The sequence below is a fragment of the Pedobacter sp. AC190 genome (assembly GCF_979258025.1).
In genome coordinates this window covers 2327449-2348432 of the sequence record NZ_OZ409824.1, presented here as the reverse complement: position 1 = coordinate 2348432, position 20984 = coordinate 2327449, and the positions used below count along the sequence as shown (strand labels likewise).

Below are 20984 nucleotides of genomic sequence, written 5' to 3'. Positions count from 1 at the left end.
TTAAAAATGTGCGCCTAATTTTTATCCCTTTTTTCTTTTCGTGCCTCTTTTCTGTCGGCTCGCTTTTGTTCTCTAATTTTCTTTGCTATAACTTTTTGTTGTTTTACTGGGTTCTTTTCAGGAACGATACCAACCCCTACAATATCCTTTATGCCAATAAAAACTGTTTTCCACATCAGGTTAAAAAATGAAGCAGAGTTTATTCTTGTATTGGTCATTGTCGCGGTTCTTGGCGATTCGCCTTTCTTTGGATTCTCATCTTTTACAAGAACAGCATTAGCCAAAAATGATAAAAACCCTTTTTCTTTTGTGCCTTGTCCGTCAATATTATCAGATAATAATTTCACCTTTAAGTTGGTATATAGCATACTCATCGAGCCAGTTGCAGTGCGAAGATTTCCATTGGCTTTAAAAGCTACTTTCTGAATGTTTCCACTTTCTATTTCTATCAAACCAAGGTTTTTTGAAAGCGAGTTTAAAGCTTTCATGTCGAAGTTCCCTAAGTTACCGCTGTAAGAAAATGCGCCGTTTTTATCCGTGAGGTTAAAATCTATCTTCACATTCAACTTGCCAGTTCCCATTAAAAGTGAATTTAAATCGGCCACGGCATGATTATTTCGCTTCAATTGCAAGGTATCATTAGTGAAATTTAAAATATTCCCTGTTAAGGATTTAAAATCTACCGAGCCTGTTTTTTTACTTGCAGGATTATACTCGCTATATTTTAAATCAATATTTGTTAATTTAACGGTATCAATATCCACAGGAAAATTTAATCTTTTCAATGCCATGTGCGGATAGTTTTGGCCTTTATCAAATCCTGGTGGCGGCGGCGATTCACGACTCATAAATACTTCTACCTTAGCTGGGCCAATTTTTAGTGATTTTGCACGAAGTTTTTGATCGCTATTTAAACCCATAAAATCTACACCATTAAATTCTACTTTATCAAAAGCCAAATCATATCTGTCTTTTTGGATATTGTATTTCCTGGCAAAAGTTAATTCTGGATATAGCGGCGTTAATTTCAAACCTTTAACTGTAATTTTTTTTGATGCAACAGAGCCTGTTATCGTATCTACTTTCATCGAGTACATTTTATCTTTAGTTATCGATTTATAACCTGCAAGTTCAAAGGAAATGTCTTTCGTGTAATAAAATCTACTGCTATCATTTGCAGAAAGAGAATCCAATAGAAAATCGTTTATTGAAATATTCAGGTGTTTAATCGAGTTTTTGGTCTTCTTTAAACCTGTTTTGTTAATGTAATCAAAATCCGCATCGACAATTTTTACCGTTTTTATATGCAACGAGTTGAAAGTTTTAGAAATTTGTTCATAGAGCGTTTTCTCGCTTTTAACTGTGTCAGGCTGTTTTTCAACCTTATTTAGAATCATGTTGATAGAAGGCTTATCCAAAATAATGGCATTAACATTTGCCTGTTTTTTGAAATATGCCGTTAGTATGCCAACTCCTGTAATTTGGAGCTTTTTTAATTTAAGTTCGAAAATATAAACTGGTGCCAATTTTTGCGTTTTCAAACTATCAAAAACAGCCGTATCTGCAGTTAAGGTAACATCTCTTAATGCTAAACTTCCTGTAATTACGTTTAGATTAATACTTTTAAAATCAATTTTATAAAGATGTTTCGAGCTGGTGTAAACGCTCTCTTTAATTTTTTCGGTAAGTATCGGCTTCCATCTGGCACTTAAAAACATTGCTCCAAAAGCGAGAATTAAAATTAATCCGCCAACAATACTGGTTATCCAAATCCAGATTTTATTTCTATTTTGAGCTGTCATTATCTTGCTTTATCGATAGGTAACAGCTGGAAAGGAGAAAGGTTTTTGATTTGAAAACAAGCGCTCGCCTATCTTGCTATAAAAAAATATAATTTTGGAAAACGATGTTAAAAGCCGAAATCAGAAAACAAGCGATAAAAGATAGATTAACGATTAGCGATACAGAATATGAATCGTTAAATAATGGCTTGTTAAATCAATTCATAACGCTGGATTTTAGCGCTGTAAAAACGCTGCACATCTTCCTGCCAATTGAAGAAAAGAAAGAGCCAAATACATTTTTATTGATTGAATGGCTGGCAGAAAAGCATCCTCAAATTAAAATCATCGTTCCGAAAGCTGATTTCGAAACCGCCTTAATGACCAACCACGAATACTTGGGCATAGATGATTTACAGAGAAACATTTATAATATTCTGGAACCTCAAAAAGCGAGTATTCATAATGGCGAAATCGATATGGTTTTAATTCCGCTTTTAGCTTTCGATAAACAAGGCTATCGTGTGGGGTATGGAAAAGGCTTTTACGATCGGTTTCTTGAAAATATAAATGCTCAGAAAATAGGCTTATCTTTGTGGCCAGCAATAGAAAAGATTGATGATGTTAATAAACACGACATCCGCTTAGATCTTTGCATTACTCCAACAGAAATTATCAAATTTTAAACAATCATGGCAACCGAAATCGTTATCAAAACCGAAAAACAGTACGAAGACAATATGATTGCTGTATTTGAATTGCAGGAAAAAGAAGAGCTAACAGCCGACGATTTAAAACAAATTGAATTGATGTTAAAAGCAGGTGAAAAATACGAGGCAGACCATTTGTAAATATTAATTTATGTATTCCCCATTGGCTACTCTGTTTCTGCGAAAAAGAATCTGCTTGATTCCCGAATCTATCGGAAAACAACCCTAAGCCTGCGCCTTAACAAAATCGCTCACTAAATATGCGATCAGTTTCGAGGTTAATTTACTCACTCTGCCATCGAGTAATCGCGTTGCACCCTCACTGATGTGTAAATAAGAAAAACGCTTTTCATTTGTTAAAATCAACCTTCTAATATCATTTACAGAAAATCCAGATGGTGTTTCTGCGCTCGAAAGTACATTTTGAATAGAGTCTAAATCTATCTCCAAACCAGCAATAGTACTTAAGCCAGTGAAAAAATTTTGTTCCTCTATTCCCTTCAAAATATCATCAAAAAACACTGCTTTTAACTGTGGGTTAGATTCAATTTGATTTAAAATAGCTTCGTTGTTATAGTTTTGATGTAAACCATACATGAAATAGTTTTCTAGGAATTTTTCAGCTAAAGCGTAAGTAAATCCGTTTCCGCTGTGCCTTCCCTCCTGTTCTCTTAAATCGGCGTGAGCATCAATATTTAAAACATCAATGGCTTTTTTGTGCGCTAAAGATGTTCCTTTAATCATCGGAAATGCATTATTGTGTCCGCCACCAATTACGATTGGAATTTTGCCCGCAGCAACGATTTTTTCGATAACTGGATAAACCAAATTATCAATTTCAGTAACCTTAACTCTTAAGCCATCAATCTCTGAATCTTCAGGTTCCTCAATTTCAAAATGACCCAAAACAAGAATTTCTTTTCCATTTAAAAACTGATTACTTTGAATATTTAAGAAAGCCACTAAGGCTGGACGCCAGGTTGTAGATGTACCAGCGACACCCGAATTCGCCCGAACCCCAATATCTTCTGGAATACCTAAAAGCACAAATTTTGCACTGCTGTTTTTAAGCCCTTCCAAAGAAATTTTATCAATCGATGAAGAGTCATTCGGATTATATATTCCAACGTTTTCACCAAGCTTCCTTTCTCCCTTACGATGAATGATCAGGTTATCAATATCGCTTTGCGAATATATTTTAAGACTATCCATTGTAAATTTTCCCGTTTAAAATAATGGTCTCTATTTGCGTTTCACCAAAACTATAAGGCAAATAGGCAATTGAAGGCATCGGTTTCGTAATAAATAAATTTGCCTTTTTTCCATTAGCTATACTCCCATAAGTACCGCTGATTTCCATTGCAGCGGCTCCATTTAAGGTTGCCGAATTAATCGCTTGCTCTGGTAGCATTTTCAACTTTATACAACCTAACGAAACCACAAAATTCATATTTCCAGATGGTGTTGAACCTGGATTATAATCTGTAGCCAATGCAACAGCAACATTTGCAGCAATTAAGCTTTTAGCATCTGCGAAAGATATCCCGAGATAAAACGAGCATGAAGGTAATAACGTTGCTATTGTAGAGCTATTTTTTAATGCAAAAACAGTTTCTTCGTTTGTTTCTTCAAGATGATCGACGGAGATTGCATTATTTTTTATGCCGATTTCTACAGCTCCTGAAATTGAAAGTTGGTTGGCATGTATTTTCGGTTTCAGGTTGTATTTTGCGCCAGCCTTTAAAATCTGATCTGTTTGTTCGACTGAGAAAAATCCCTTTTCGCAAAAAACATCGATATAATCGGCCAGCTTTTCTGCTGTAATTTGAGGCAGCATTTCTTTAATAATTAAATCGATGTAAGCCTGCTGATTATTTTTATACTCACTTGGAAAAGCATGAGCAGCCAGGAATGTAGCCTTAATGGGAATCGGAAAATTTGCCTTTAATTTTTTGATAACCCTGAGCATTTTGATCTCGCTTTCAACGGTTAAACCATAACCGCTTTTTATTTCAACGGCTCCCGTTCCTTGCAAAATCATTTGTTTTAAGCGAATAGAGGCACTCCTGTAAAGCTGATCTTCGGTTGCAATTTGCATTTTACTGGCCGAATTTAAAATTCCGCCCCCAGCTGCTGCAATTTCTTCGTAGGTTTTACCCTGAATTTTCATGGCAAACTCTTCCTCGCGGGAAGCTGCAAAAACAATATGTGTATGGCTATCGCACCATGATGGAAACACAAATTTACCTTCAGCTGAGATTTGAGTTGGGAGAGACGAAATTTGTGAAGGAATATCATTCATCGTTCCAAAATCTTTAATGAAATCATCTTCGATCAAAAGCCACGCATTTTCCAAAACAGGCAAATTGTTCATCTCCTCGCCACGAAGAACTAATTTATCTTTCGGATGTAAGCCAACAAGGCCCTTAATATTTGTAATTAGCATATTTGGTTTACTTTCGATTTGTTCTATCACCAATTTGGCGCAATGTAGGTTAGCCCTTTTACAGCCGTTTTTTTATAAACATCTGGGCTAAATGGCGAGTTCTCTATCAGTCTACGGATTTTCTTCTCATTGTAGCCGATATTAAAATCAACCCTCGGATTATCGTGCATTACAATCAGGTTTTTATTCTCATCAATATAGCCGTATTCTAATTGTATCGAACCAGCGTCGATATCACCATAAATCTGCATTTTAATTACATTGCCTTTCATAATGTAATATCCAACAATGCCAATATCTGGATTGTTAATATCGTCTATTTTTGGTGAATCTTTTAATCCTTGTAACTTGAATCGTCCATCGCTATAAAAACGGATGCATTTATCTTTCTTTTTATAGCCGTTATTGTTTTTATAGTAATATCCGTTTGATAAATAATAGATGGAATTTGTATCAATTAAGGAAAGATTTAAGCCTGCGAAGCTCTTTTTATAGGAAAATTTTTGACTTTTCGGCGGTCTGATATAGCCTGCATCGTTTACAACATAATGCGTACAGCTAGAAGTTAGAACTACCACAATGAAACAAAAGTAAATTTTCATAAAATGAGATTATTCCAGCTCTAATAAAACAGGACAATGGTCTGAATGTATAGCGTCGGGCAAAATTCTTACATTTTTTAACCTGTTTTCCATTGGCTTTGATACTAAATGATAATCGATACGCCAGCCCAAATTCTTCCCTCTCGAACCAGATCTGTAACTCCACCAGGTGTAATGGTGTGGATCTTTGTTAAAGTGTCGGAACGTATCTATAAAACCATTATCCAAAAATAGTTGCATCCACTCGCGTTCTTCGGGCAAAAACCCAGAGGAATTTGCATTAGATTTTGGATTATGAATATCTATTGAAGTATGGCAAATATTATAATCTCCGCTGATAATCAAGTTAGGTATTTCTTTGCGTAATTCTCCAATGTATCCATCAAAAAAACGCATAAACTCATATTTTTTAACCTGCCTTTCGTCACCACTCGAGCCCGATGGCATGTATAAACTCATTAATGAAAAATTATCGAAATCGGCTCTTAAAATTCTTCCCTCTTTGTCAATCCATTCTTCGCCACAGCCATATTCTACGTGATTGGGTTTTGTTTTGCTTAAAATCGCCACTCCGCTGTAGCCCTTTTTCTCTGCTGGAAACCAATAAGGATGGTAGCCCAATTGTTCTATTAATCCAATAATTTCTTGGATTTGAGACGGCAATGCTTTAACTTCCTGCAGGCAAACCATATCAGCATTTGTCGCTTGTAACCATCCGAAGAAGTTTTTTGTACTTGCCGCCCGAATTCCGTTAACGTTATAGGAGATGATTTTCATTACGATTTTATAATCAATTTATCTTTCAAAATTCCTTTCGCCAACTGTTTCTCCAGCTTCTTCGCTTCTCTCCTTTTCAAAATTGTAATGTCCATTTTTACATCTTGTTTCGGTCGATTGTTTTTATCTGTTGTTAAAACAGCAATTTTATCAACCATATCTAAGCCAACAATGACTTCGCCATAAACGGTATAATTTCGATCTAAATGTGGTGAACCGCCAATGTTTTTATAAACCTGTCTTTGCCATTCTGGGATTTTAAATTTCAGGCGTTTTTCTTCTACGCTATTTAGTTGTTCATCAGTAAAAATCTTTCCCTGCACCAAATAAAACTGGCAACCACTCGATGCTTTTTCTGGATTATTATCTCTCGCCGCCGCTAAAACACCCTTTTTATGAAATAAGCTATCCCGAAACTCGGCAGGAATTGTGTACCCGACATCACCTTCACCTAAAAGTGAATCAGGTTTAGCGGTTTTTGAATCAGGATCACCGCCTTGAATCATAAAATCTTTGATCACCCTGTGAAATAACGTTCCATTATAAAAGCCCTTTTTGGTAAGTTTTAAAAAATTATCGCGGTGTAAAGGTGTTTCGTTATAAAGTTTTACAATACATTCTCCAAATTCGGTTTTAATACGGATGTATTGATTTTTAGGCTTAGCTGCAAAAGCAGAAAGCACAGAAAATGTGCAGATAAATAAGATTAATTTCTTCATTTGAATCGTGTTTGCGGCTAAATTAAGCTAAAAAATGAAATTCAATAAATAATACGAATGCAATTTAGATGTTTTTTGCGTTACCTTTGTAATAATGAAACTCAGACAGAAAATAGCACTTACTTTGGCCGTATTTTATGCGGTTAGTGTTATGGGTTTGGCTTTGAGTTTGCATTTCTGCGGTGGTAAACTGGCCAATGTAAAACTTTTTAGTAACGAGCTTTCTTGCAAATTATGTAAGGATATCCCTGCAGAAAAGATAAAAGATGATGGTTGCTGCAAAAATACACAGGTAACGGTTAAAGTAAAAGACAGTCATCAAACTGAGGCACAAGTACAAATGCCAAAGTTATTTTCTATCCAATTATTTCTTCATCCGCCAGTTTTAGAATTTCTTACCAATATTACCCCAAAATTTTTTAGCAAAATTTCGAACAAGGCACCTCCACTTTCCACAAGAGTTGCTTTGCACGTTTTCAATTGCATTTTTAGGAATTAGGATATTAACAAATCCGTCATGCTGTCCCGAACATTTACGATCAGCATCTCTATTGCTATTAAGGCTCTGAAATAAATTCAGAGTGACGATGGCGCAATGTTTATTCTAATTCAAAAAATCATGAAAACAATAAAAATATTAAGCATTATTATGCTTCTTTTTGCCGTAAAAGTTTCGGCTCAGCAAATCGCAACTGCAAATTTACAAGTAACTGGTTTAACTTGTTCGATGTGCTCAAACGCAACACAAAAATCCTTAGAAACATTAAGTTTTATTAATACCGTAAAGCCAGATTTAAATAAAAACATCTTTGTTTTAACTTTTAAAAATGGCGCTGATATCAATCTTGATTTAGTTCGTAAAAAAGTTCAGGATGCTGGTTTTTCCGTCGGCGGCTTAACTGCCGATTTCACCTTCAATCAGGTTAAAATTGATGATAAAGGCCAGGCGATTGTTGGCGGTAACGTTTATCGTTTCATAAACGCTAAAAACAAAACCTTAAACGGAACGGTAAAAGCTTCGGTTGTTGATAAAAATTTCATCTCGGGTTCTGCATTTAAAAAGCAATCCACTTCAGCTAATTCTGATGCTTACGCAAGCGGAACAGCCGTAGTAAACGGAAAAAAAACCCGTGTTTATCACTTAATTCTTTCTTAAAAAATGAGGCGGTTTTTAATTATTGCGCTAGTCTTTATTAGCGCAATCAATCATGCTTTTAGTCAAGAATTATACGTTTTTACAGAGCCAGCAAGTAATATGCCCACGAAATCAATTGGGGTTCGTTTAACCAATGAAGGCATGTTTAACAATCCTGGTTTTGTAAGCAGAACAATTCCTGAGGTGATGATCGGTTTCAATAAAAACTTAATGGCCCATGCGCAAGCTTTCCTGTCGGATATGGATGGAAAGTATCGCTTAGAGGGAGGAAGTTTGTACGCAAAGTATCGTTTTCTTTCTATCGATGAGCTTCAAAGCCACTTTAGAGCAGCAGCTTTTGGAAGAATCAGTACAAGCAAACGACCAACTTATACTCGGGATATTAACTTAGAAGGCGATAATAGTGGTGTGCAAGGTGGCTTTATTTTCACGCAGCTTTTACACAAACTGGCTTTATCTGCCACTTTAGGCTATGCCCATTCGTTTAACGATTCCGAGAAACAAGTAACAGGTATGCCAAGGCCAAACAATATGCTTTCTTATAGCCTATCTTCTGGTTATTTGGTATTACCAGTTGTTTATAAAAACTATAAAGAACCGAATTTCAATCTCTATTTCGAAATGTTAGGCAAAACCGACCCAAGTACTGGCCAATCTTATTTAGATTTGGCTCCAGCAATCCAGGTTATTTTAAATAGTACCACCAGAATTGATTTGGGTTATCGTTTCCAGGCGACGGGGAATATGGCTAATCGCTATACCAAAAATATGTATCTGCTAAGGGCAGAATTTAACTTTTTTAATGTTTTAAAATAATATACAAGATGAAAAAAATTATGATAATGGTGGCTATAATTGCCATCGCAAGTACAAAATTAACATTTGCACAAAGTAAAACTGATGTAGCTTTTAATCAGTTATTAACTGCGTATTACGATGTAAAAAATGCTTTAGCTACAGATAAGAAAGATGTTGCAGCCCAAAAGGTAAAAGCATTATCAGCCAAAGTTGATGCAATTCCGCATAAAGATTTGCCAGCTGCACAACACACACTTTGGATGGCGCAATCTAAAATTATCAAAGCAAAAGCATCCGAATTAGCGGCAGGAAAAGACATCAAAGCACAAAGAAAATCTTTCGAAATGATTTCTTCTGCAATGATTAAAACAGTTAGAAACATCAAATTTAACAATGCAACAGTTTTCGTTCAGCATTGTCCAATGGCTAAAGCAAGCTGGTTAAACGAGAAAGAAAATGTCGAAAATCCATATTACGGAAGTATGATGTTTGATTGCGGTGATGTTACTGAAACCATAAAATCGAAATAATGAACCTGCATATCAAAAACATGGTATGCAACCGTTGCAAAATGGTGGTTAAAGCCGAGCTTGAAAAGCTTGGCTTTAACCCTATTTCGGTTGAACTTGGAACGGTTTCCATTAAAGAAAACATTTCTGCCGACGATAAAATTAGAATTAGCGAGCAGCTAAAATCATTTGGTTTTGAGCTTTTGGAAGATAAAAAAACTCAAATTGCCGAACAAATTAAAACCTCAATTATCGATTTGGTTCATTACTCTAAAGAACCATTAAAAATTAATCTTTCTGCTTACCTAAGCGTACAAATCAATCTGGAATATCCGCAACTGAGTGCTGTTTTCTCTGAAATTGAAAATCAAACTATTGAGAAATATTTCATTGCTCAAAAAATAGAGAAAGCAAAAGAAATGCTTACTTATGGCGAATTAACCCTAAGCGAGATTGCTTACCAACTTAATTACAGTAGTGTTGCGCATCTTTCTGCTCAATTTAAAAAAGTTTGCGGCTTAACTCCTTCCGCATATAAAACCCAAACTTCGGATAAAAGAAAGACACTGGATGAGATCTAAATCTAGCGCCATAATGCGAAACCATGTGCAATCAATGGGCTGCTAAAAATTAACGCCTTTTTTCTTATCATACATCAAGACTAAATCTTTCATTTTCAGCGTATTTTTGTTTAATTAAAAACTAGCAAAATATGAAACTTGAGGAAGTTATCGCCTGAAGATTATTTATTGACTTCCGAAAGCTTCATAGCAATTAAAACAAATTAAAAGTTATGAAAAAATTATTCCTATTTCTGATCGCTGCCTCAATCAGTGTAGCATCATTTGCACAAACAACCTGGAAAATCGATCCGATGCATTCATTTGTTAACTTCTCGGTTAAGCACATGGGCATCTCTTTTGTTGATGGTTCATTCAAAAAATTCGATGGTAATGTTGCTGCTTCAAAACCAGACTTAACTGATGCTAAAATCAATTTCACTGTTGAAGTAAATAGCATTACAACTGGTGTTGATATGAGAGATGGTCACTTAAAAACTGATGATTTCTTTAACGCAGAGAAATTTCCAACAATGAAATTTGAAAGTACATCATTCAAAAAATTAAGCGGAAACAATTATGAATTAAGTGGCAAATTAACCATTCGTGATGTAACTAAAGATGTAAAATTTGCGGTAGTTTATGGTGGTACGGCAAAAGATCAGCAAGGCAATACTAAGGCTGGTTTTGGCGCAACTACAACCATTAACCGTTTAGATTATAACATTAAATACGACCCAACTGGTGCTGGTGTTGCAAAAGATGTAACCATTAACTTGAACTTAGAATTTGTGCAAGCAAAATAACTAATATAGTAGTCCTGTCACATTGAGCTTGTGGAAATGCATATCAGTGCTTCGACAAGCTCAATGTGACAAAATTATCTCTACCATGCCAACATTATCTCAATTCAGAAACTTTACTCATGGCTTGCCCCAAACTGATTTAATGCCAACGCTTTTTATTGGTCATGGTTCGCCAATGAATGGTATCGAGCATAACGAGTTTAGTCAAAGCTGGGCCGATTTAGCAAAAAACATCCTTGTTCCAAAAGCCGTTCTAGTTGTTTCTGCACATTGGTACACCCACGGAACTTTTGTTACCGCAATGGATTTTCCATCAACTATTCATGATTTTGGCGGGTTCCCGCAGCAACTATTTGATGTTCAGTACCCAGCTCCTGGTGATGCTAAACTGGCGGCCGAAATTCCATCATTAATTCACTCTGTAAATGTTGGTTTAGATCACGATTGGGGTTTGGACCATGGCACCTGGACCGTTGTTAAACACATGTATCCTGATGCTAATATTCCTGTTCTTCAATTAAGTATTGATTATACAAAATCGCCCGAACAGCACTACGAAATTGCAAAAGAGATTTATGCGCTTCGCAAAAAAGGCGTTTTGGTAATTGGCAGTGGGAATATGGTGCACAACTTACGTATGTTAAGTTGGGAAATGATTAACGGTGGCGGTTACGATTGGGCAAATGAAATGAATGACAAATTCAAAAATTTAATTGCAAATGGCGATCATAAGCCTTTAATCGATTATCGAAATTTAGGAAGTGATGCAATGCTCGCGATCCCTACACCCGAGCATTACTTGCCTTTAATTTATACCTTAGGTTTAAAAAACGACAGAGAAGAGGTTTCTTTCTTTAATGATAAAGCCGTTGGCGGTTCGTTAACCATGACTTCGGTTTTAGTTGGGTAGCTATTTTTTTACCTGCAACTTCGATTATGTCATTCTGGGGCACGAAGAATCTGAAACCTATGCTTCGTGCATCAGAATGAAAAATTCTATAACATTTTATGATTATTCTGTAACGCGATTAGCCTGTTGTTAAGGTATTTTTGTATAAATATTTTTATTATGACACATACCTATCAACTTACTGGCATGACGTGCAGTAGTTGCGAAAATAAAGTAAAAAGCAATCTTTTGGTTTTACCTGATGTAACCGCTGTAGAAGTGTCGAAAGATGCAAATTCGGCGACCATTAGTATGGATAACCATATCGGTTTAAATGCTTTGCAACAAGCATTGGGCGGCCCTGAAAGTAAATATCAGATAACAGCGAACAACCATAGTGAATTGGCTGAAGAAACAAAATCATGGGCAACGACCTACAAACCAATTCTATTAATTTTCGGCTATGTTACAGCGATTTCGCTGTCGGTTTCATGGCAAAGTGGTGCTGTAAACTTCATGACTTTTATGCGTGTTTTTATGGCTGGATTTTTCTTAACGTTTTCTTTTTTCAAAATGTTGAATTTGAAGGCTTTTGCCGAAAGTTATGCGATGTATGATATCGTAGCCAAAAAATTCAGTGCATGGGGTTACATTTATGCTTTCATTGAACTTGGCCTCGGGCTAAGTTTTGCATTAAATTTATCGCCTGTCGTAGTAAACTGGGTAACATTAATTGTAATGACAGTTAGTATTCTTGGCGTTCTGGAAAGCGTTTTAAACAAGAAAAAAATTCAATGTGCTTGCTTGGGTGCTGTTTTTAACTTGCCTATGAGTACCGTTACCATTGTTGAAGATGCAATTATGATTGCGATGAGTGCAGCGATGCTAATTTTGATGTAGCAAAACAAAGCGTAGCCTCTATTTACCATTTCGTCGCAATTATTAAAGGTTTAATTAAGGTTTTATTCGGATTCTAGAACCGAGATAGTACCGAGTTAAACCTGGGTAATAACCGAACTATCCCTGATTTAGAATTAAGTGTTTACCAGGAATTCTATTGACGAAAGAAGAACAAGTTTAGCCTTTTGAAATGGTATTAATAATATGTGCCAGATGGTGTTTTCCATGCCATGCATAAGTGCCCAACATATTTGCCAAAGTAAATTGTTTTCCGTGTTCGGGATGTGTGTATTGCCTTTGAAAATCCTCTATGTTTAAGGTTTTAAGAAACGTAACCCAACGGTGATGCAAAGCGACTAATAAAGCAATAGACATGTCTATTTCTGCATGCTTTGCTTCTTCTGTTTCGGCCCAACGCTCTTCGTAATAAGGCCTGATGATTGGAAGATCTTCAGTTATGGCTTGCTTAAAGCGGATATAAGCATTCATGTGGCTATCGGGGATATGATGAACAACTTGTCTTAATGTCCAGCCATCTGGGCGATAAACTTGATTAAGTTCTTCGTCACTTAAATTCTCGGTAGCCATTTTAATTTGATTTGGTAAAGCTTCAATTTCCGAAATCCAGATTGTGGCTTGCTTTTCGTCAAATATTTCAGGCATTACAAATTTCCCGATTGGGTATTTAAGTTGTTCTAAATCCATGAAAGCAAAATAAGGATTTAAATAGAATTATTTTTGCCACGGAAGCACTGAAATCACAGAAAATAATCAACCTTATTCCGCATCAATCTGTGTTTCCGTGGCAAGCTTTTAACTTTCATTAATCATAGTAGCTTTTTCAACCATTTTAACAGCCCCATATTATATGGTGGATAAATCATTTTCGTCATGCCGAACTTGGATTGAAAAACGACAGCTCGCTCATGTGAAAAGTTTTTAAAGCCGAAAATTCCGTGGCAACTTCCCATTCCACTACTGTTTACGCCACCAAATGGCAAATTTGGATTACTAATATGAACCAAAACATCGTTTACACAAGTTCCGCCTGAACTGGTTTCTTTAATAATTTTAGCTTGATTTTTAACATTATCAGAGAAAATATATAGCGCCAATGGTTTATCTTTTTTGTTTATTAAATCGATGGCTTGTTGTATGGTTTTATAGGTAACGATCGGTAAAATCGGACCAAAAATTTCTTCCTGCATAATGTCGTTTTCGGCATTTACTGAAGTTAAAACCGTTGGGTTTATGGTTAAAGTTCTTTCATTAATTTCTCCACCAAATTCTAATTGCGCACCATCTTTCATTGCTTTTTTAATCAGTTCACCCAATCTTGCAAACTGCTTTTCATTAATGATTTTACCGTAAACAGATTCATTTATTTCATCTCCGTTGAAGAACATTTTTTTCACCGCAGCTTTATAATGTCCTACAAATACTGCTTCTAGCTTTTCATCAATTAAAACATAATCGGGTGCTATACAGGTTTGTCCTGCGTTAACCAATTTTCCCCAGGCAATCTTTTCTGCTGCCTTTTTTAAATCACAAGAATCATCAACTATTGCTGGAGATTTCCCTCCCAATTCCAATGTTACCGAAGTAAGATTTTTTGCCGCAGCAGCCATTACAATTTTTCCAATTGCTGTACTTCCAGTAAAAAAAATATGGTCGAATGGAAGTTTTAATAATGCAGTTGATGTTTCGGCATCACCCTCAAAACAAGCAATTTCCTTTTCATCGAAAGTTTTAGAGATGATTTGATTGATAATTGCCGCAGTATTTGGGCTTAACTCTGAGGGCTTTAACATTACACAATTTCCAGCAGCAATCGCAGATATTAACGGGCTCATCACAAGTTGAAACGGATAATTCCACGGAGCGATAATTAAACAAACACCCTTCGGTTCGTAATAGATTTTATTGCCAGCAAAAAGGTTACTCATTGTTTTGCTAACCGATCTTGGTTTCATCCAACCGTTTAGTTTTTTTATCGCATGGTCTATTTCTGCATAGGTAAAAAACAATTCGGTTACGGCTGTTTCAAATCTACTTTTACGTAAATCTTTTTCTAAAGCATTATATATTTCTTCTTCAGCAGTTTCAAAAGCTTGCTTAAGTTTTTTGAGTTTGGCAATTCGCGTTTTTGCGTCAGTTTTACGTAACTCAAATTTGTGCTGCTGTTGTAAATCGAAAACAGATTTTATTTTTTCTTCCATATTAGTCACAATCGACATCACCGAGTTTATCCTTAAATTTAGTTAAAATCAATTCATTTTATCAAAAACTCATCCATTTAAAGCATATTGCAAATAATTTAAATATTAGCAATGAAGAAATTGTTTTTTGTTTTAGCATTACTAATCCCTGTGGTTATTTATGCGCAAACCATTAAAACAGATGTTTTAGTTTTAGGCAACTCAAATGCTGCTTTTGCTGCAGGCGTTCAGGCTTCAGAATCTGGCGTAAACGCTATAATTTTAACACAAAGTGATGGTTTCAAACTAGGAGATTATAGAAATTTTCCTGAAAATGGTGTTACCAAAGCATTTGAAAAAAGAGCAAGGAAATCTTTAAAACTTGCGGATACTGTGGCGATACCTGAAATGAATTATCAGATATTAAATGCAATTATCAAAACCTGGTCTGATAGCTCGAAATTATTTGATGTGATTAACAATGCATCGTATTACGAAATTAAACGCTCGGGAAGTGGCTGGGAGGCAAGACTCACCAAAGATAAAAGTATAAAAGCAAAGGTTTTAATCGTTACTGATAATCCTGATAGAATTTTAAGCGCACTAAAAATTCCTAGTCTAAAAGTAGCCGAAACGAGCACAATAAATTATTCTGAAAACGTATATCGAACCACAATTGGAGGCTTACAAAGAACTTCAAATTTTCTTTCGTTATACAATCTGTTAATTCCAGATCAGGAAAATATATTATACATCGGGGCGGATAGTTTTGAAATTGGTCAGGCGGCTGGAGCTACCGCTGCATATGGAGCTTTTTATAAAACTAAAACCAGTTTATCTAACTTAAAGAGAATTCAAGGAGAACTTTTGGCTTATAAACTTTCGTTAATGCCTTTTGAAGATGTAAAAGTTACCGATTCTAATTGGTTGGCCATGCAAAAAGTTGGTATTACTGGCATATTAAAGGCCGATATTAAAGATGGAAAATTATTTTTCAATCCTGAAAAGGAAGTAACCTACAATGAAATTAAACAACCGATAAAAGACTATTACTACAAGGCGCAAATCTGGTTTGATGATCATCAAAATATTCCTATAAATTTAGAAAATACCATTTCGATGGTTAGCTATGTTGGAAATAAAGCTGTTGATGCTACAAAAACTGAAATAGAGAAAAAGTGGAATAAGAACTATAAATTTTCTTCCAAATACGACTTAAAAAAGGTTTTAACACGGAGAGAATTTTCGGTAATCATCAATGAGTATTTAAAGCCATTCGATGTTGTAAATGTAGATAGAACTGGAAGGGTGATTCGATAAACCTCACCCCATGAAAGTTTGTAGTTATTGTCCGAGAACTGCATCCCTCTCCTGAAAGAGAGGGAAACCAAGACTGTGGTTTGAACCCTTTGACTTTAACCCACTGTAAAAAATCCCTCTCTTTCAGTAGAGGGAGCGCACAATAGAAGCCAAAGCAAAAAACATTCACAGGGTGAGGCGTTGTAACATTTCCATTTCCTTGTAGTTTTAGCCTCTTCATTCTCTAAATTGCAGCATCCAAACAAAAATTCATGAAGAAATATTTACTTTTCCTTTTGCTTTGCACTGGTGAATACACTTTTGCACAACAAATTGCTCCATTAACTGTAGAAAAAATAATGCGGGACCCAAAATGGATGGGAATTGCACCAACAAATTTCCGTTGGACAGCAGATAGCAAGACGCTTTATTTCAATTGGAACCCGGAAAATAAAGCTAAAGAAGAACTTTTTAAAATAACGCCATCAGCTATAAAACCCGTTAAGGCTGTTGACAAAGAGGATGAAAAGCTTTTAAGCTTAAATTACATTTACAATAAAGACAATTCACTTGGTTTGGTTGAGAAAAGCGGAGACATCTATCTGCAGAATTTTAAAACCAAAAAAGAAACCCGCCTAACCAATACGATGGAGCGAGAAAGCAGTCCTGTTTTTTTAACCAACGGAAATATTGTTTACCAATTAGGCGATAATCTTTTCGAAATCAATTTAAAATCTGCTGAAACCAAGCAATTAACTAATTTCGTTAAGGGTAAAAAAGCTGGAAGAGCAGAGTCTAAACTTGCAACCGAACAAGATAAATGGTTGAGAGGGGAGCAAACTGCACTTTTCGATATTATTAAAAAAAGAAATGCTGAAACACGCAGCGGTGGTGCTCGTGGAGGAAGAGGTCGTTTCGGTGGTTTCTCTGCCGATACTAAATCTTTGAAAGAGCTTTACACTGAAGATAAGTTTTTAAACGGTGTTGTTATTAGTCCAGATGGGCATTACATTACTTATAAATTAACCACGCCAGCACAAAACAATCACAATACCATTGTACCCAATTACGTAACGTCATCTGGTTATACCGAAGATATTCCTGGCAGAACCAAGGTTGGCGAAAACGAAAATACTTCTCAAGGATTTATTTACGATACGCAGAAAGATTCTGTTTATGCAATTCAAACTGCAACCATAACGGGCATCAAAGATTTACCCGATTATTTAAAGGATTATCCTAAAGAATTAGATACGCTTAAAAAGAAAAATGCCGATAGACCTGTTAATTTCTTTGGCCCAGCATGGAATGAAAGCGGATCTGCAGCAATTGTAATTGCAACTTCGTTGGATAACAAAGACCGTTGGATTTTAAAATTAGATGCAGCAACGGGCAAATTTTCTTTGTTAGATCGCCAACGTGATGAGGCTTGGATAGGTGGACCTGGCATTAGCGGATTTTTTCAGGGAAGTACAGGTTGGATCGATAATAATCGCTTTTATTATCAAAGCGAAGCAACTGGATATTCGCATTTATTTGTAACTAATATTTTAACGGGAGATAAAAAACAACTGACTTCTGGAAAATGGGAAGTTCAATCTGTTACCTTATCAAAAGATAAAAGCACATTTTACATTAAGGCTAATAAAGAACATCCAGGGATTACCAATTTCTTCAAAATTAGTGTAAATGGTGGCGAGCTTGCACAAATTACCACTATGAAAGGCTTAAACGATATTACCCTTTCTCCTGATGAAAAATATATCGCTATCAATTATTCTTACATGAATAAACCTGGTGAGTTATACATTCAAGCTAATAAAACTGGCGCTAAAGCTGTAAAAATTACGGAGTCTACTTCAGCTGAATTTAACTCTTACAAATGGCGTGAACCCGATATGGTTTCTTTCAAAAACCGTTATGGTGCTGATGTTTATGCAAGGGTTTATAAATCTGAAAATCCTAACCCTAATCATCCAGCCGTAGTTTTTGTTCACGGTGCGGGTTACTTGCAGAATGTTCACTTTGGTTGGAGCACTTACTTCCGCGAGTTTATGTTTAATAATTTATTGGCTGATAATGGCTATACCGTTATTGATATTGATTATACTGGAAGTTCGGGTTATGGCCGCGATCATAGAACGGGAATTTACCGCCATATGGGCGGCAAAGATTTAACAGACCAGGTAGATGGGGTTAAATTTTTAGTTGAAAAATATGGGGTTAATCCTAAACATGTAGGTTTGTATGGCGGTTCATACGGTGGTTTTATCACGCTAATGGCGATGTTTAACGAATCGGATGTTTTTGCAAGCGGTGCTGCTTTGCGTTCGGTTACCGATTGGGCGCATTACAACCACGGCTATACTTCAAATATTTTGAATGAGCCTTTTAACGATCCGATTGCTTACAAAAGAAGCTCTCCCATTTACTTTGCCGATAAGTTGAAAGGGAATTTATTAATGGCGCATGGAATGGTTGATGTGAACGTTCATTTTCAGGATATTGTTCGTATTTCTCAGCGGTTTATTGAGCTTGGTAAAAACAATTGGGAACTTGCTGTTTACCCAGTTGAAGATCATGGTTTTATAGAGCCAAGCAGCTGGACTGATGAGTATAAACGGATATTTAAATTGTATGAAAATACATTGAAGAAATAGAATTTAGAAATCCCTCTTAATGAAAATTAAGGGGATTTTTTTTCCGTCGGCTGAAGCACGACGGCAATGAAATAACACCCAGCAGTTAATCATATAAAGGTATCTGTGGAACAATGCTGTGTAATTCTTTGCCGTTTCAACCAATGGAATAAAATGTTTTTCTTATTGGCTTTAGCCGAACGATGAAATAAAGACAAAACTTTACAAACTGCCTCCAATGTCATTAACATAAGCACAAATGTTTTCAGTCTGAGCGTAGTCGAAGACGAGTTCGGTGCTTAAAAACAAAAAATAATCTGTCCCTCTACTACGCTCAGGATGACAATTCTTTTTTGTTTTACCTTTAGTCCGTCGGCTGCCAGAAGGCAATGAAATATCACCCAGCAGTTAATCATGTAAATTTATCTATGGAACAATGCTGTGCAATTCTTCGCCGTTGGCTTCAACCAACGGCATAAAATGTTTTTCTTACTAGCTTTAGCCAAATGGCAACTCGTATTTAAAACCAGCCAAAGAATTACAGACATCAATTACATAAACCCGATAGCAGTGAAAATACTTTTTGTTGTACAAATAAAATAGATTGTCACGTCGTTACTCCTCGCAATGACGATAATAGAGTACAACAGAAACAAAAAGATTGCAATGAATAGCGGGCCTGTACTCCGCCAAAACCACCATCCTTTCGTTTACAAATAATTAAATAGCGAAATTTTATACTTTATTTAATAATTATAGTTTTTAACTATATCGCTATCAATAAATACGATTAACTATTAATGGATCAGGGTTGATTGAGAGTTCTTTTCGCCGTACCTTTGTGGCACAAAATTAAAGACAAAAAATTATGGCAATAGTAGGTAAAAAATTCCCGAGTGTTAGTATTGATGCAATGTCAGACATGGGCGATGACTTGAAAATCAACGTATTTGAAGAAGCTGTTAGTAAAAACAAAAAAGTTATTTTATTCTGGTATCCAAAAGATTTTACTTTCGTTTGTCCTACAGAATTACATGCTTTTCAAGCTGCTTTACCTGAGTTTGAACAAAGAAATACAATTGTAATTGGTGCATCTTGCGATACGAACGAAGTTCACTTTGCTTGGTTGAATACACCGAAAGATAATGGTGGTATTGAGGGTGTTACTTATCCGATTTTAGCTGATACGCACAGACAATTATCTGGTATTTTAGATATTTTAGATCAAGAAGTTAATTACGATGAAGAAGGAAATGAATCATTCTCTGGTTCGAATGTTTCTTTCAGAGCGACTTATTTAATTGACGAAACTGGTAAGGTTTTCCACGAAAGTGTTAATGATATGCCTGTTGGCAGAAACGTTAAAGAATATTTACGTTTAATCGATGCTTATGCTCACGTTCAAAAACATGGCGAAGTTTGCCCTGCAAACTGGGAAGAGGGAAAAGAAGCAATGAACGCAAACAGAACTGGTGTTGCTGAATATTTAGCTGCTAACTAATTAAATAAAACATTATGTTTTTAGAATTAACAGAAGATAATCTTCAACAGTATTTGGCCGATAACCCGAAGGTTATGGTTCAGTATGCTGCATCTTGGTGCGGTAACTGTAGAATCATGAAACCAAAGTTTAAAAAACTGGCTGCTGAAAATGAAGATGTAGCTTTCTTAATTGTTGATGCTGAGAAACTTCCAAACTCACGTAAATTTGCAAACGTTGATAATTTACCAACTTTTGCGGCTTTTGAAGGTGGTGCTTTGGTAGATCAGGTTCAAACCAACAAAGCAGAAGGTTTAATTGAACTTTTTAACAAGATAAAATAATGAAGATTCCCGTTATAAGACAGTTATTTCAAAACAGCACTCCTGCTCAATTGGAAACAACTTTAGAGGTTTTAGAGGCTTTCTGCGAATTCAGAGGCGTTAGCGAACACGAAGTTGATGTTGCTGGCGAAATGATTACCAATATTTGTGGTGCACTTGAAGTACACCAAATGGTAAGCGAAGGTGCTGCCGAAAAAGATGCACTTAACGCTTTCGGTCAAAAAGTAATGGGTTCGATTGATCGATAATTTCTTCAATCAGAATCTTTGAAATATAACCCTTTGCAGATTTGCAAAGGGTTTTTTGTTTTTAGGCGTCTCGGTGTTGGCAACGGAAACAGCCACCACGTCATTGCGAGGCGCGACGCAATC

At 35.9% G+C, this 20984-nt stretch carries 23 protein-coding genes; 15 read left to right on the top strand and 8 right to left on the bottom strand.

Going from position 1 to position 20984, the window contains the following annotated elements:
• Positions 1 to 14 precede the first annotated feature (14 nt).
• Entirely contained in the window at positions 15 to 1802 is a 1788-nt protein-coding gene (locus ACZZZI_RS10335) for an AsmA family protein (protein ID WP_316754884.1), read from the bottom strand.
• 104 nt (positions 1803 to 1906) lie between these two features.
• Between ACZZZI_RS10335 and ACZZZI_RS10330 the strand changes: the two genes are divergently transcribed.
• Both ACZZZI_RS10330 and ACZZZI_RS10325 read left to right on the top strand, forming a co-directional pair.
• Positions 1907 to 2467 carry a 5-formyltetrahydrofolate cyclo-ligase gene (locus ACZZZI_RS10330; protein ID WP_316754883.1) on the top strand — a complete coding sequence of 187 codons (561 nt, stop codon included), beginning with the start codon at positions 1907 to 1909 and terminating at the stop codon, positions 2465 to 2467.
• A gap of 6 nt (positions 2468 to 2473) precedes the next feature.
• Positions 2474 to 2632, top strand: coding sequence for a hypothetical protein (locus ACZZZI_RS10325; protein WP_316754882.1), 159 nt, complete (start codon positions 2474 to 2476; stop codon positions 2630 to 2632).
• A gap of 84 nt (positions 2633 to 2716) precedes the next feature.
• On the opposite strand, the gene ACZZZI_RS10320 is transcribed toward ACZZZI_RS10325, so the two are convergent.
• From ACZZZI_RS10320 to ACZZZI_RS10300, 5 genes are read right to left on the bottom strand one after another with little or no spacing between them, the layout of a single operon-like run.
• Complete coding sequence (locus tag ACZZZI_RS10320) at positions 2717 to 3703, bottom strand: formimidoylglutamase (RefSeq protein ID WP_316754881.1); 987 nt, start codon at positions 3701 to 3703, stop codon at positions 2717 to 2719.
• Positions 3696 to 4967, bottom strand: coding sequence for an imidazolonepropionase (hutI, locus tag ACZZZI_RS10315; RefSeq protein ID WP_344768290.1), 1272 nt, complete (start codon positions 4965 to 4967; stop codon positions 3696 to 3698). Before hutI ends, ACZZZI_RS10320 begins: the two co-directional genes overlap by 8 nt.
• Entirely contained in the window at positions 4964 to 5539 is a 576-nt protein-coding gene (locus tag ACZZZI_RS10310; RefSeq protein ID WP_463489362.1) for a hypothetical protein, read from the bottom strand. Before ACZZZI_RS10310 ends, hutI begins: the two co-directional genes overlap by 4 nt.
• 9 nt (positions 5540 to 5548) lie before the next feature.
• On the bottom strand, positions 5549 to 6316 hold the full coding sequence (locus ACZZZI_RS10305; RefSeq protein WP_463489361.1) for an exodeoxyribonuclease III: 768 nt from the start codon (positions 6314 to 6316) through the stop codon (positions 5549 to 5551).
• Complete coding sequence (locus ACZZZI_RS10300) at positions 6316 to 7035, bottom strand: peptidylprolyl isomerase (RefSeq protein WP_463489360.1); 720 nt, start codon at positions 7033 to 7035, stop codon at positions 6316 to 6318. Before ACZZZI_RS10300 ends, ACZZZI_RS10305 begins: the two co-directional genes overlap by 1 nt.
• 94 nt (positions 7036 to 7129) lie before the next feature.
• Here ACZZZI_RS10300 and ACZZZI_RS10295 point away from each other — a divergent pair, with 94 nt between their 5' ends.
• The 8 genes from ACZZZI_RS10295 to ACZZZI_RS10260 all read left to right on the top strand — a co-directional run bounded on the left by ACZZZI_RS10295 (position 7130) and on the right by ACZZZI_RS10260 (position 12653).
• Positions 7130 to 7534 (top strand): HYC_CC_PP family protein, encoded by a 405-nt coding sequence (locus ACZZZI_RS10295; protein WP_344768295.1) that lies wholly within the window; start codon positions 7130 to 7132, stop codon positions 7532 to 7534.
• 120 nt (positions 7535 to 7654) lie between these two features.
• Positions 7655 to 8191 (top strand): heavy-metal-associated domain-containing protein, encoded by a 537-nt coding sequence (locus tag ACZZZI_RS10290; RefSeq protein WP_316754872.1) that lies wholly within the window; start codon positions 7655 to 7657, stop codon positions 8189 to 8191.
• 3 nt (positions 8192 to 8194) lie between these two features.
• The gene (locus tag ACZZZI_RS10285) at positions 8195 to 9007 is read left to right on the top strand and encodes a hypothetical protein (protein WP_316754871.1); all 813 of its coding nucleotides are present in this window, start codon (positions 8195 to 8197) and stop codon (positions 9005 to 9007) included.
• Positions 9008 to 9015: 8 nt separating this feature from the next.
• Positions 9016 to 9519, top strand: a complete 504-nt coding sequence (locus tag ACZZZI_RS10280) for a DUF3347 domain-containing protein (protein ID WP_316754869.1) — start codon at positions 9016 to 9018, stop codon at positions 9517 to 9519.
• Positions 9519 to 10079 carry an AraC family transcriptional regulator gene (locus ACZZZI_RS10275; RefSeq protein ID WP_316754867.1) on the top strand — a complete coding sequence of 187 codons (561 nt, stop codon included), beginning with the start codon at positions 9519 to 9521 and terminating at the stop codon, positions 10077 to 10079. The genes ACZZZI_RS10280 and ACZZZI_RS10275 overlap by 1 nt, the downstream gene beginning before the upstream one ends.
• A gap of 212 nt (positions 10080 to 10291) precedes the next feature.
• A complete protein-coding gene (locus ACZZZI_RS10270; protein WP_316754865.1) occupies positions 10292 to 10864 on the top strand; it encodes a YceI family protein in 573 nt (190 codons plus the stop codon).
• 85 nt (positions 10865 to 10949) lie between these two features.
• Positions 10950 to 11774: a 4,5-DOPA-extradiol-dioxygenase gene (ygiD, locus tag ACZZZI_RS10265; protein WP_316754863.1), complete on the top strand. Its 825-nt coding sequence runs from the start codon at positions 10950 to 10952 to the stop codon at positions 11772 to 11774.
• A 159-nt stretch (positions 11775 to 11933) separates the two neighbouring features.
• A complete protein-coding gene (locus ACZZZI_RS10260) occupies positions 11934 to 12653 on the top strand; it encodes a heavy-metal-associated domain-containing protein (protein ID WP_316754861.1) in 720 nt (239 codons plus the stop codon).
• Between the two features lie 177 nt (positions 12654 to 12830).
• On the opposite strand, the gene ACZZZI_RS10255 is transcribed toward ACZZZI_RS10260, so the two are convergent.
• Complete coding sequence (locus ACZZZI_RS10255) at positions 12831 to 13358, bottom strand: YfiT family bacillithiol transferase (protein WP_344768302.1); 528 nt, start codon at positions 13356 to 13358, stop codon at positions 12831 to 12833.
• Between the two features lie 122 nt (positions 13359 to 13480).
• Entirely contained in the window at positions 13481 to 14872 is a 1392-nt protein-coding gene (locus ACZZZI_RS10250) for an aldehyde dehydrogenase family protein (protein WP_344768304.1), read from the bottom strand.
• Positions 14873 to 14983: 111 nt separating this feature from the next.
• On the opposite strand from ACZZZI_RS10250, the gene ACZZZI_RS10245 reads away from it, so the two are divergent.
• The 5 genes from ACZZZI_RS10245 to ACZZZI_RS10225 all read left to right on the top strand — a co-directional run bounded on the left by ACZZZI_RS10245 (position 14984) and on the right by ACZZZI_RS10225 (position 20861).
• Positions 14984 to 16171: a hypothetical protein gene (locus ACZZZI_RS10245; RefSeq protein WP_316754854.1), complete on the top strand. Its 1188-nt coding sequence runs from the start codon at positions 14984 to 14986 to the stop codon at positions 16169 to 16171.
• Between the two features lie 251 nt (positions 16172 to 16422).
• Positions 16423 to 18810 carry a S9 family peptidase gene (locus ACZZZI_RS10240; RefSeq protein ID WP_316754852.1) on the top strand — a complete coding sequence of 796 codons (2388 nt, stop codon included), beginning with the start codon at positions 16423 to 16425 and terminating at the stop codon, positions 18808 to 18810.
• Positions 18811 to 19657: 847 nt separating this feature from the next.
• Entirely contained in the window at positions 19658 to 20290 is a 633-nt protein-coding gene (locus tag ACZZZI_RS10235) for a peroxiredoxin (protein WP_010599334.1), read from the top strand.
• A gap of 14 nt (positions 20291 to 20304) precedes the next feature.
• On the top strand, positions 20305 to 20613 hold the full coding sequence (locus ACZZZI_RS10230; protein WP_316754850.1) for a thioredoxin family protein: 309 nt from the start codon (positions 20305 to 20307) through the stop codon (positions 20611 to 20613).
• Positions 20613 to 20861 carry a DUF6952 family protein gene (locus ACZZZI_RS10225; protein WP_316754848.1) on the top strand — a complete coding sequence of 83 codons (249 nt, stop codon included), beginning with the start codon at positions 20613 to 20615 and terminating at the stop codon, positions 20859 to 20861. Before ACZZZI_RS10230 ends, ACZZZI_RS10225 begins: the two co-directional genes overlap by 1 nt.
• Positions 20862 to 20984: the final 123 nt, after the last annotated feature.

Bases quoted from the DNA above. Each gene is read 5' to 3' on its own strand.
- ACZZZI_RS10290 (WP_316754872.1), top strand. From the start codon at position 7,655: ATGAAAACAATAAAAATATTAAGCATTATTATGCTTCTTTTTGCCGTA.
- ACZZZI_RS10245 (WP_316754854.1), top strand. From the start codon at position 14,984: ATGAAGAAATTGTTTTTTGTTTTAGCATTACTAATCCCTGTGGTTATT.
- ACZZZI_RS10230 (WP_316754850.1), top strand. From the start codon at position 20,305: ATGTTTTTAGAATTAACAGAAGATAATCTTCAACAGTATTTGGCCGAT.
- ACZZZI_RS10255 (WP_344768302.1), bottom strand. From the start codon at position 13,358: ATGGATTTAGAACAACTTAAATACCCAATCGGGAAATTTGTAATGCCT.
- ACZZZI_RS10335 (WP_316754884.1), bottom strand. From the start codon at position 1,802: ATGACAGCTCAAAATAGAAATAAAATCTGGATTTGGATAACCAGTATT.
- ygiD (WP_316754863.1), top strand. From the start codon at position 10,950: ATGCCAACATTATCTCAATTCAGAAACTTTACTCATGGCTTGCCCCAA.
- ACZZZI_RS10300 (WP_463489360.1), bottom strand. From the start codon at position 7,035: ATGAAGAAATTAATCTTATTTATCTGCACATTTTCTGTGCTTTCTGCT.
- ACZZZI_RS10250 (WP_344768304.1), bottom strand. From the start codon at position 14,872: ATGGAAGAAAAAATAAAATCTGTTTTCGATTTACAACAGCAGCACAAA.
- ACZZZI_RS10240 (WP_316754852.1), top strand. From the start codon at position 16,423: ATGAAGAAATATTTACTTTTCCTTTTGCTTTGCACTGGTGAATACACT.
- ACZZZI_RS10270 (WP_316754865.1), top strand. From the start codon at position 10,292: ATGAAAAAATTATTCCTATTTCTGATCGCTGCCTCAATCAGTGTAGCA.
- ACZZZI_RS10305 (WP_463489361.1), bottom strand. From the start codon at position 6,316: ATGAAAATCATCTCCTATAACGTTAACGGAATTCGGGCGGCAAGTACA.
- ACZZZI_RS10325 (WP_316754882.1), top strand. From the start codon at position 2,474: ATGGCAACCGAAATCGTTATCAAAACCGAAAAACAGTACGAAGACAAT.
- ACZZZI_RS10295 (WP_344768295.1), top strand. From the start codon at position 7,130: ATGAAACTCAGACAGAAAATAGCACTTACTTTGGCCGTATTTTATGCG.
- ACZZZI_RS10275 (WP_316754867.1), top strand. From the start codon at position 9,519: ATGAACCTGCATATCAAAAACATGGTATGCAACCGTTGCAAAATGGTG.
- ACZZZI_RS10235 (WP_010599334.1), top strand. From the start codon at position 19,658: ATGGCAATAGTAGGTAAAAAATTCCCGAGTGTTAGTATTGATGCAATG.
- ACZZZI_RS10285 (WP_316754871.1), top strand. From the start codon at position 8,195: ATGAGGCGGTTTTTAATTATTGCGCTAGTCTTTATTAGCGCAATCAAT.
- ACZZZI_RS10310 (WP_463489362.1), bottom strand. From the start codon at position 5,539: ATGAAAATTTACTTTTGTTTCATTGTGGTAGTTCTAACTTCTAGCTGT.
- ACZZZI_RS10225 (WP_316754848.1), top strand. From the start codon at position 20,613: ATGAAGATTCCCGTTATAAGACAGTTATTTCAAAACAGCACTCCTGCT.
- ACZZZI_RS10320 (WP_316754881.1), bottom strand. From the start codon at position 3,703: ATGGATAGTCTTAAAATATATTCGCAAAGCGATATTGATAACCTGATC.
- ACZZZI_RS10260 (WP_316754861.1), top strand. From the start codon at position 11,934: ATGACACATACCTATCAACTTACTGGCATGACGTGCAGTAGTTGCGAA.
- ACZZZI_RS10330 (WP_316754883.1), top strand. From the start codon at position 1,907: ATGTTAAAAGCCGAAATCAGAAAACAAGCGATAAAAGATAGATTAACG.
- ACZZZI_RS10280 (WP_316754869.1), top strand. From the start codon at position 9,016: ATGAAAAAAATTATGATAATGGTGGCTATAATTGCCATCGCAAGTACA.